Origin of the sequence: Microcoleus sp. B4-D4, from assembly GCF_036705185.1 — a bacterium.
GTDB lineage: Bacteria > Cyanobacteriota > Cyanobacteriia > Cyanobacteriales > Microcoleaceae > Microcoleus.
This window is the reverse complement of sequence record NZ_JAUBTX010000092.1, coordinates 1-7,895: the sequence shown is the minus strand read 5'-3', so window position 1 is coordinate 7,895 and position 7,895 is coordinate 1. Positions and strand designations below refer to the sequence as shown.

Annotated in this window: 9 protein-coding genes; 4 read left to right on the top strand and 5 right to left on the bottom strand. The window is 42.9% G+C overall.

Features of this window, described 5'->3' with window-relative positions:
• Positions 1-64 precede the first annotated feature (64 nt).
• The gene (locus tag QUB13_RS30025; RefSeq protein ID WP_333388652.1) at positions 65-1,051 is read left to right on the top strand and encodes an ISL3 family transposase; all 987 of its coding nucleotides are present in this window, start codon (positions 65-67) and stop codon (positions 1,049-1,051) included.
• A 74-nt stretch (positions 1,052-1,125) separates the two neighbouring features.
• Here the strand turns inward: QUB13_RS30025 and QUB13_RS30020 are convergent, their stop codons facing one another.
• The 4 genes from QUB13_RS30020 to QUB13_RS30005 all read right to left on the bottom strand — a co-directional run bounded on the left by QUB13_RS30020 (position 1,126) and on the right by QUB13_RS30005 (position 3,291).
• Positions 1,126-1,383 (bottom strand): hypothetical protein, encoded by a 258-nt coding sequence (locus QUB13_RS30020; RefSeq protein ID WP_333388649.1) that lies wholly within the window; start codon positions 1,381-1,383, stop codon positions 1,126-1,128.
• Between the two features lie 75 nt (positions 1,384-1,458).
• The gene (locus QUB13_RS30015; protein WP_333388646.1) at positions 1,459-1,830 is read right to left on the bottom strand and encodes a XisI protein; all 372 of its coding nucleotides are present in this window, start codon (positions 1,828-1,830) and stop codon (positions 1,459-1,461) included.
• Positions 1,818-2,237 (bottom strand): element excision factor XisH family protein, encoded by a 420-nt coding sequence (locus tag QUB13_RS30010; RefSeq protein ID WP_333388655.1) that lies wholly within the window; start codon positions 2,235-2,237, stop codon positions 1,818-1,820. Before QUB13_RS30010 ends, QUB13_RS30015 begins: the two co-directional genes overlap by 13 nt.
• A 121-nt stretch (positions 2,238-2,358) precedes the next feature.
• Complete coding sequence (locus tag QUB13_RS30005; protein ID WP_333388643.1) at positions 2,359-3,291, bottom strand: ribonuclease Z; 933 nt, start codon at positions 3,289-3,291, stop codon at positions 2,359-2,361.
• Positions 3,292-3,561: 270 nt separating this feature from the next.
• On the opposite strand from QUB13_RS30005, the gene QUB13_RS30000 reads away from it, so the two are divergent.
• Complete coding sequence (locus QUB13_RS30000; RefSeq protein ID WP_194069199.1) at positions 3,562-4,734, top strand: SpoIID/LytB domain-containing protein; 1,173 nt, start codon at positions 3,562-3,564, stop codon at positions 4,732-4,734.
• A 328-nt stretch (positions 4,735-5,062) separates the two neighbouring features.
• Positions 5,063-5,329: a hypothetical protein gene (locus QUB13_RS29995; protein WP_333087680.1), complete on the top strand. Its 267-nt coding sequence runs from the start codon at positions 5,063-5,065 to the stop codon at positions 5,327-5,329.
• Between the two features lie 80 nt (positions 5,330-5,409).
• Here the strand turns inward: QUB13_RS29995 and QUB13_RS29990 are convergent, their stop codons facing one another.
• Positions 5,410-6,717 (bottom strand): hypothetical protein, encoded by a 1,308-nt coding sequence (locus QUB13_RS29990; RefSeq protein ID WP_333388640.1) that lies wholly within the window; start codon positions 6,715-6,717, stop codon positions 5,410-5,412.
• Positions 6,718-7,108: 391 nt separating this feature from the next.
• Here QUB13_RS29990 and QUB13_RS29985 point away from each other — a divergent pair, with 391 nt between their 5' ends.
• The gene (locus QUB13_RS29985; protein ID WP_194010252.1) at positions 7,109-7,630 is read left to right on the top strand and encodes a photosystem I assembly protein Ycf3; all 522 of its coding nucleotides are present in this window, start codon (positions 7,109-7,111) and stop codon (positions 7,628-7,630) included.
• Positions 7,631-7,895: the final 265 nt, after the last annotated feature.

Below are 7,895 nucleotides of genomic sequence, written 5' to 3'. Positions count from 1 at the left end.
GGTATTTTATTCATGAGTATAACGCCAGTTTATCTATCAATTAAAACCCTGGACTTTCCTTGCTATGCAGGACTACCATAAACCTTTTAATGAAAGCTTAGATTTTGTCGAAAAAAAGAAAAATTTCACGAATAGATATGCACAAAGTATTACTGAACAAGTTGTTCATAGTGACATTAATAACGTGGCTAAAAACAATAAATTAACAGAAGAAGAAGTTTGGTCAATGGTAAAAAATGTAGCGAATAAAATATTACCTGTTGATGTAAAAAACTTACAAAAACTCGGCATAGATGAAATTAGTTTAGTGAAAAGTCAAGGAAAATTTATAGTTGTATTAGTAGATTTATCAACACATAAATTAATAGGCTTAGTTGCCGAAATAAAACAAGAAGCCATCAAAAAAAAGATGCTTGAATGGGGAGATAAAGTCTTAAACCAGATCAAAGAAGTAAGTATGGATATGACGGGTAATTATAAGTCATTAGTCAAAAAGCTTTGCCCGAATGCTGATGTAACAGTAGATAGATTTCATGTGACCAAAATGATTCATGAGGAATTTCTTCAGGCGAGAATTGAGCAAAAAAAGGCAGCATCATCGCTAAAAGCGAAAGAAAGAGCTAATTTATTGGATAGTTTAAAAGGCAGTAAATATACATTGTTGAAAGCAGAAAATAACTTATCTGACGCAGATAAAGTAAAATTAAAACAAGTAAAAGATGCTTCACTAAGAGTAGGAGCCATGCACACTTTAAAAGAAGAGTTTCACTCTTTATTTGAAAAAAGCAATAATTTGGGTGACGGGATATTAGAATTAACAGATTGGTTAAAAAAGGCACAACCATACTATAAAAAAAGTGTAGAAACAATCAAAAGATGGTTGGGAGAGATTGTGGGCTATTTTGAATCAAGAACAACTAATGGGATAGTAGAAGGAATTAATACTAAATTAAAGCTATTAAAAAGGTGTGGTTTTGGATTTAGAAATTTGAGAAACTTTGAAATACGGGCATTACTATTTTGGCATTTTCCTAAAGAATTAGCACAATAAGTACGGAAGAGCCAAATTCTGTAGATGGCAAAGTTTTCGCAGTAATTTGAGGGATACCATCAAGCTGATGCTTATCAAGGGTCATAACTACCTTGATACGTGCTATAAATCCGGTATCCAGGGATCACTAAAGCAATCCCAATTGGACTGTGAATTGTCCCCGGATAACTGTCTTCTGGTAAACTACCTCCAATCCGAATTTTGATTGCACCTAGCCAAATGTATAAACCTGGAATTAAAGTATCTAAACTGTAGGCGATCGCTCGCATTTGCAGATCGGCGGAATTAATCGGTTTTAAAGACTGCGGCTTTTCAGGTTTAGAAATCGACATAGCGCTGATTCCCGTGCGGTATGGTGCAAAATTGGTCTTGTTGATTACACTTTAACATAACGCATTCTTCATTATTTAACCCACTTGCAATAATTCTTGAGACTGTATTGAATTTGGTACGCCATAAGCTGTATAAGCTCTTACTTCAGGCGGTTGAAGTCCTAAAATAATTAACTTAGGGGGAATTCCTGCTGCTACTAATTCTTCAGCGATCGAGCGATCGGTATTATTCGCTTGAATCCAAACTTGACCGTCGATAATATCCATGTGTATGACGCAATCGTGAATTCTTCTCCCCTGAAACCATCCCATCGAAAGTAACATATAGCGATCGTTTTCTAAATCGAAAATTACTTGACTTTGTACCTCAATTTCAGAATTTAAAAAACCTGAATATTCATTAAGAATTCCTTTAACAATCTGGCGGCAATCTGCTATGGTATCCATTTCACAATCTCCTCCATTTGTGGATTAAAAACAATCAACTTTAAATGATTATCTACCAATAAAATATCGGCAAATTTATCTTCAATAAAAAGCTCCTCAAAAGACATCACCGGCATAGCAAGATAGAGAGTTCTTTCCGGTTCAGTTTGTTCTAAAATTTTCTGATAAAGAATGTATTGTCCCAAAGCCTTCTCTAAATATAAAATTTTAGAATCACTGATAAAACTTTTAACTTCAACAGCTATCTTAGACTGATTATTTTCAGCAGCAATCAGTTTTTCTGCTCCGAGATCGACAAATAGTTTTCGCTTGGCCCATTTCACTAACAATGGGTCATGAGTAATTTTCCAGCCAGCTTTAACAAGCGCCTGTTTCACAACTGGATGATAGTAATCTTTTGCTGACAGTGTTGCTCCTTTTGAACGATGTGAATATTAGAGATTTGGGTAGTTTCATTATAACTCCTGCTCACCCCCCTAATTAGTCTCAGTTTTTACGTGAATATCTCAGCCCAGATTAACCCTACTTTTAAACAGGCCTGGGCACTTCGTAAGTCAAAAAGTCATAGGCCATTTTTGTATTCGGAAAAATAGCCTGGGCTTCTTTGAGCAAATCATCTAGGACGATCGCATTTCCCGGAGCGTAACGCGGGCTAAAATGCGTCATAATTAATTGTTTTGCCCCAGCGAGCAAAGCAACTTGAGCCGCCATTGTTGAGGTTGAATGCAGTCGGTCGAAGGCCATTTGAGCATCTTGATGGGCAAAAGTCGCTTCGTGCACCAACAAATCGGCATCCTTCGCCAATTCCACCGCCCCGTCACAAAAAACTGTGTCTGTACAATAAACAAACTTCCGCCCAATTTGATCCGGGCCGCAAAAATCACTACCTTGAAACTGTCGCCCGTCCGATAATTTTACCGTTTTTCCTTGTTTTAATTGCCCGTAAATTGGCCCGGAAGGAATACCCACAGCCTTGGCTTTTTCTACATCAAAATGTCCGGGACGATTTTTCTCAGTTACTCGATAACCAAAAGCAGTAACTCGATGCTTTAAAGGAGCGCAACTAACAATATATTCGTCATCTTCATAGATAACTCCCGGCTGAATTTTGTGGATCTTTACCGGGTAAGAAAAATGAGTTTGAGAATAGCGAACGCCAGCTTGCAAATATTCTTCTAGTCCCGGAGGCCCGTAAAGATCGATGCGCTTGACATTCCCCGCCAAACCGCAGCTAGCCAGCAAACCCATTAAGCCGAAAATGTGGTCGCCGTGCAGGTGAGTGATGAAAATACGGCTCAGTTGGCTGACTTTGAGCTCGCTTCGCAGAAACTGATGCTGAGTTCCTTCGCCGCAGTCAAACAGCCAGAGTTCCGCTCGCTGAGGCAAACGCAGGGCGATGCTGGAAACGTTGCGCGATCGCGTCGGCACGCCGGAGCTAGTTCCGAGAAATGTAATCTGCAAGAGTCAAATCACCTCAATTAAATCTTAAAAAATATGTTACATATATCCAGAGTGCGGCAAATCCGACCTGAATGAAATAGTCGCAGGCAGGAACCGGGATAAATCGCTGTTGCTGCGAGCATCGAGTCGTTCCAATCTTTTTTGACAGGCGCACAAAGTGCCAAACCCAATTCTAACGTTTTCTTTCTGCCGTTCTCCTTCCTTTTTCCAGAACCAAACCTTCCCCTTAAAAATTCTCAAACTCGTACAGCACAGGAGGAAATTTTTTAAATGCAGCCAGGAGTGTTATTTGCTTCGCTTCTTTCAAGATTAACAAAACGCTACTTTTGGATTTCTCTGTTGTTTTGGCTGGTAATGGTAGCCCCAGCACAGGCGGCGCTGATCTTGCGAGTGGCGGTACAAGACGGCGCAAGTCAGATCAAAGTCGGCAGTTCTACTAAGGCTGCAATCCGCGACGGTAGCGGGCGCAATTTGGGCGAACTGTCTGCCAACAGTTCTGGATCGGCTCAATTTCGATCGGGCAAAGTGGCCATCGGACGCTGGGCCGCCAATCAAATTTGGATCGAGCCGACCGGGAACGGGTATGTTTGGATTGGCGATCGGTGGTATCGCGGACGCACCCTTGTAATTCCCGAAAAAGGAGGCCTGACAGCAGTCAACTACGTCGATATCGAACAGTATCTCTACAGCGTTCTGGGTGCCGAAATGAGCGGCAATTGGCCTCTAGAGGCATTAAAAGCCCAAGCAGTCGCTGCCCGTTCCTACGCTATCCACGAGCGCCTCAAAAGCGAAACCGACCTTTACGATGTGGACGACACTCAGTCTTCGCAGGTTTACAAAGGACTGCAAACAGAATCTTCGGGTACTTATAGCGCAGTCGATGCCACCGCAGGTCAAGTTCTCACCTACAACGGTCAGATTATTTTAGCTGTTTTCCACTCGGCATCTGGCGGACATACCGAAAATGTTGAGGATGTTTGGACGGAACCCCTGCCTTACCTGCGCGGTGTTCCTGACTTCGACCAAGGCGCGCCGGTTTATCAGTGGAAAGAAAATTTTTCCCGCGCTCAAATCAGCAGCAAGATTTCCGGTGTCGGTAACGTAATCTCGATGAAGCCAGAACGCACTACCGCTTACGGCAGCGTTTTGAGGATGAAAGTTGTGGGAGATGGCGGTTCTAGAGTGATGACTGGGGCAGATTTGCGTCGGGTTCTGAGTTTGAGGAGCACGCGGTTTACGGTGATTCCTCAGTATGCAGGCGGGAGCGCCAAGAACAGCGGCCAAGCTCCTACGAGTTTTCAAGTTGCTGGCAAAGGTTTCGGTCACGGTGTTGGCATGAGCCAGTGGGGAGCTTACAATTTGGCCAGGCAGGGATACGGCTACCAGCAGATTTTGTTGCACTATTACCGGGGCGCTGCTTTGGCTAGAATTGCTGTTCAGTAACTGCTGGGAAGCAGGGAGAGTGGGAGGGGAGAATCTGTGTTTTGCAACGCCGCATTTTTTTTACTGGTTGAACTGGTTCCTAGGCTCTTTTCACTGGTTCCCAGGCTCTGCCAGGGAACCCATGTAAGCGAGGCTCTGCCTCGTCGTCGGCTGCGAAGATGGAGGCAGAGCCTCCGGGTCTGCATTACCAGGCAGAGCCTGGTAATGAGTAAATGACTAATGACTGATGACTAATGACTAATGACTAATGACTAATGACTAATGACTAATGACCAATGACCAATGACTAATGACTGATGACCAATGACTAACTACATTAAGGATAACTATGCAAAAGTGGGAGTATTTTTTTGTGGATGCAAATATGTATCCCTTTGGCAATAAGCTGATTAGTTTATATGTAAATGGTGAGGAATTGCGAGATTGGAAACAAGGATCGCTGCATCTATTTATCAATCAGTTGGGGGAGGAGGGTTGGGAACTTGTGGCTATGCGCCATGACTCGAAATACGACCAAAATTGTTTGATTTTTAAACGTCCTAAAATTGTCAAAAAAGCTAGGAGTACGAAGCAGTCTTTGGTACAGCAAACTTGACCTAGCTCAATCTAATATTCATCGGATTTTAGATGTTGACTCAAAATTATTAATTAATTTCAAATCGTCAAATAGAAAATCTAAACTCCATCGATTCGCCGCTGCCATTCGGCATCTATTTTTGCTGACTGTTCTAGTTCTTGTTGGGTTAAATCGGTTTCTGTTGTATAAGCTAAATCTTCTCCCGTCAGTAGGTTTTCTGCTGCAAATTCCTGGGCGTAGCTTAATTTTTGCTGCAAGTTGGCATCTGGTTGGTTTAATAACATGGCTCGCTGCTGCCGCTCTTGATTCCGGGTTTCTATCTTGCTATTTTTCCACTGAGTCCAGAAGTACCGAATTAAGGGAATTGTCAAAAATCCGATGCCGTAAATCAGCAGTAGTGGATAAATACCGCTGACGAAACCGATAAATCCACTGGCGATCGCACTTTTAGTTAATAAATTCCCCAAAACTAACGCACCGACAAGATTCACGGCTCCTAACCCCGCCGCGAGCATGACTTGGCCGGAGCTGGCGTGGCTGAAACGCCACAGCATTTCTCGCAAATAAGCTCCTACTGGTTGAGGATTTTTTTGAACTGCTGTGGTTTGCAATTGCGGAAAATGGTAGACTATTTGTCCTTCGGGACTGACTTCGGGGCGGCCGTCAAAACGCGCGAGAGTCGGTAGCATATATTCTTCGTATTCTCTCGCGTATCCTTGTCCGAGATTGTCGAGATAGGGCGCTATTTGTTCGGCGACGACGGCACCTCGGTTGTTGCGAATTGCGGTGGCAATATCGCTCCACTTGCGCTCTTCTAAATTGTAATTTGGATTGCCATCTCCAAATAGAAAGGAGAAAACTGCTTCCAGAAAACTCATCTGGGGTTTTTGGCCGCTTAAGCGCGATTGCTGCTGGTAGTAAGGTTCGTTATGGTTCCAGTAAAATATCCAGGGTAACTCGTTCCAGAAGTACGGAAAAAAGAAGAATCCGCCGCCTCTGTTACCGTCGCTTCCGCCTCCGCCTCCGCCTCCGCCGTTATTGTCGCTGTTCATGCTGGAGAGTAACATCGTGATGGCCGCAAAAATTAAGAGGATGGAAGCTACCAGCACTATGCCAAAAGATACTCGAATCAGGTAAAATAGAATTTTCCAGATTTTTTGCCACCATTCCTGCAACTGCAAGCGAAAGAATTTGTTTCGCAAAATATCTCGAAAGTTGTTGGGAAATAGGTAGGCAATATCGCCGGATTCTGCTACTTGCAGGTGACCGCCTGCTTCGGAGGCGAGGGTTAACAGTTCTCGCTGGGCAAAATTAACGTCTAATCCAGCTTTTGCCGCCACGTCTCCAACCGTAACGCGGTAGCCAAGTTGCTCGACGGCTTGCATAATGGTGGGATTCGGAGCCATAGGTTTCTCTCTGTGAAAATTACCCGGTTGTTTATATTATATATTGTGGGAATTCAAACTGGTTTTGAGTCGCTGGTTTATGAATTTTTTTGATGATGCTCTTGACTTTGGGGCGAAATGTTGCTAGGTTTTTGCCCGATCGCCCGTAGAGTGCGGTCAATAGGTTAAAGAAATGTGGTTTTTTTTACCAAGTTTGGCAAGAGTTATCTAAAATGGATGGGATTTGCACTCTTTTGCACCTCGCAAGCGCGTGTTTTCAGGTTTGCAGTTGTGTCTCACCAGCGTTTGCAAGCGTCGGCGGCCGGACTGAACCGAAACAGTCGCAAAACTCTTAATAGGAAAACTTTACAGGCTAATATTTTTGATTGGCCGTTAACCAAAGAATCGAATTATGCCCAGAACTCAACGCAACGATAACTTTATTGACAAAAGTTTCACGGTAATGGCCGATATTATCTTGAAGATTATGCCGGCGAAAAAGCAGGCGAAGGAAGCTTTTGCTTACTATCGAGATGGTATGTCGGCTCAAGCTGATGGCGAATATGCTGAAGCGCTGGACAATTATCATGAAGCGCTGAAGCTGGAAGAAGATCCTTACGATCGCAGTTACGTGTTGTACAATATGGGCCTGATCCATACTAGCAACGGCGAACACGAGCAAGCTTTGGAGTATTACAGCGAAGCGCTGGAACTGAATCCGAGAATGCCGCAGGCGCTGAATAATATTGCTGTGATTTACCACTATCAAGGAGAAAAGGAAAAGGAATCTGGCAATGTGGAAGCGGCGGAAGGGTTGTTTGATAAAGCTGCAGATTATTGGAAAGAGGCTATTCGCTTAGCGCCGAACAATTACATTGAGGTGCAAAATTGGCTGAAGACGACAGGCCGATCGCAAATTGATGTGTATTTTTAACTATGATTGGGAATGGGGAATTGGGAATTGGGCATAGTTAGTAGTTATTGGTTAGTAGTTATTGGTTAGTAGTTATTGTTTAGTAGTTATTGGTTAGTAGTTATTGGTTAGTAGCTTCTCTAATAACAAACAACAAACAACAAATAACAAACAACAAATAACAAATAACAAATAACAAATAACAAATAACCAATTCCCAATTCCCAATTCCCAATTCCCAATTCCCAATTCCCAATTCCCAATTCCCAATTCCCAATTCCCAATT

Excerpts from the sequence above, each read along its gene's own strand:
- QUB13_RS30025 (WP_333388652.1), top strand. The coding sequence starts at position 65 with ATGCAGGACTACCATAAACCTTTTAATGAAAGCTTAGATTTTGTCGAA.
- QUB13_RS30020 (WP_333388649.1), bottom strand. The coding sequence starts at position 1,383 with ATGTCGATTTCTAAACCTGAAAAGCCGCAGTCTTTAAAACCGATTAAT.
- QUB13_RS30015 (WP_333388646.1), bottom strand. The coding sequence starts at position 1,830 with ATGGATACCATAGCAGATTGCCGCCAGATTGTTAAAGGAATTCTTAAT.
- QUB13_RS30000 (WP_194069199.1), top strand. The coding sequence starts at position 3,562 with ATGCAGCCAGGAGTGTTATTTGCTTCGCTTCTTTCAAGATTAACAAAA.
- QUB13_RS29995 (WP_333087680.1), top strand. The coding sequence starts at position 5,063 with ATGCAAAAGTGGGAGTATTTTTTTGTGGATGCAAATATGTATCCCTTT.
- QUB13_RS29990 (WP_333388640.1), bottom strand. The coding sequence starts at position 6,717 with ATGGCTCCGAATCCCACCATTATGCAAGCCGTCGAGCAACTTGGCTAC.
- QUB13_RS29985 (WP_194010252.1), top strand. The coding sequence starts at position 7,109 with ATGCCCAGAACTCAACGCAACGATAACTTTATTGACAAAAGTTTCACG.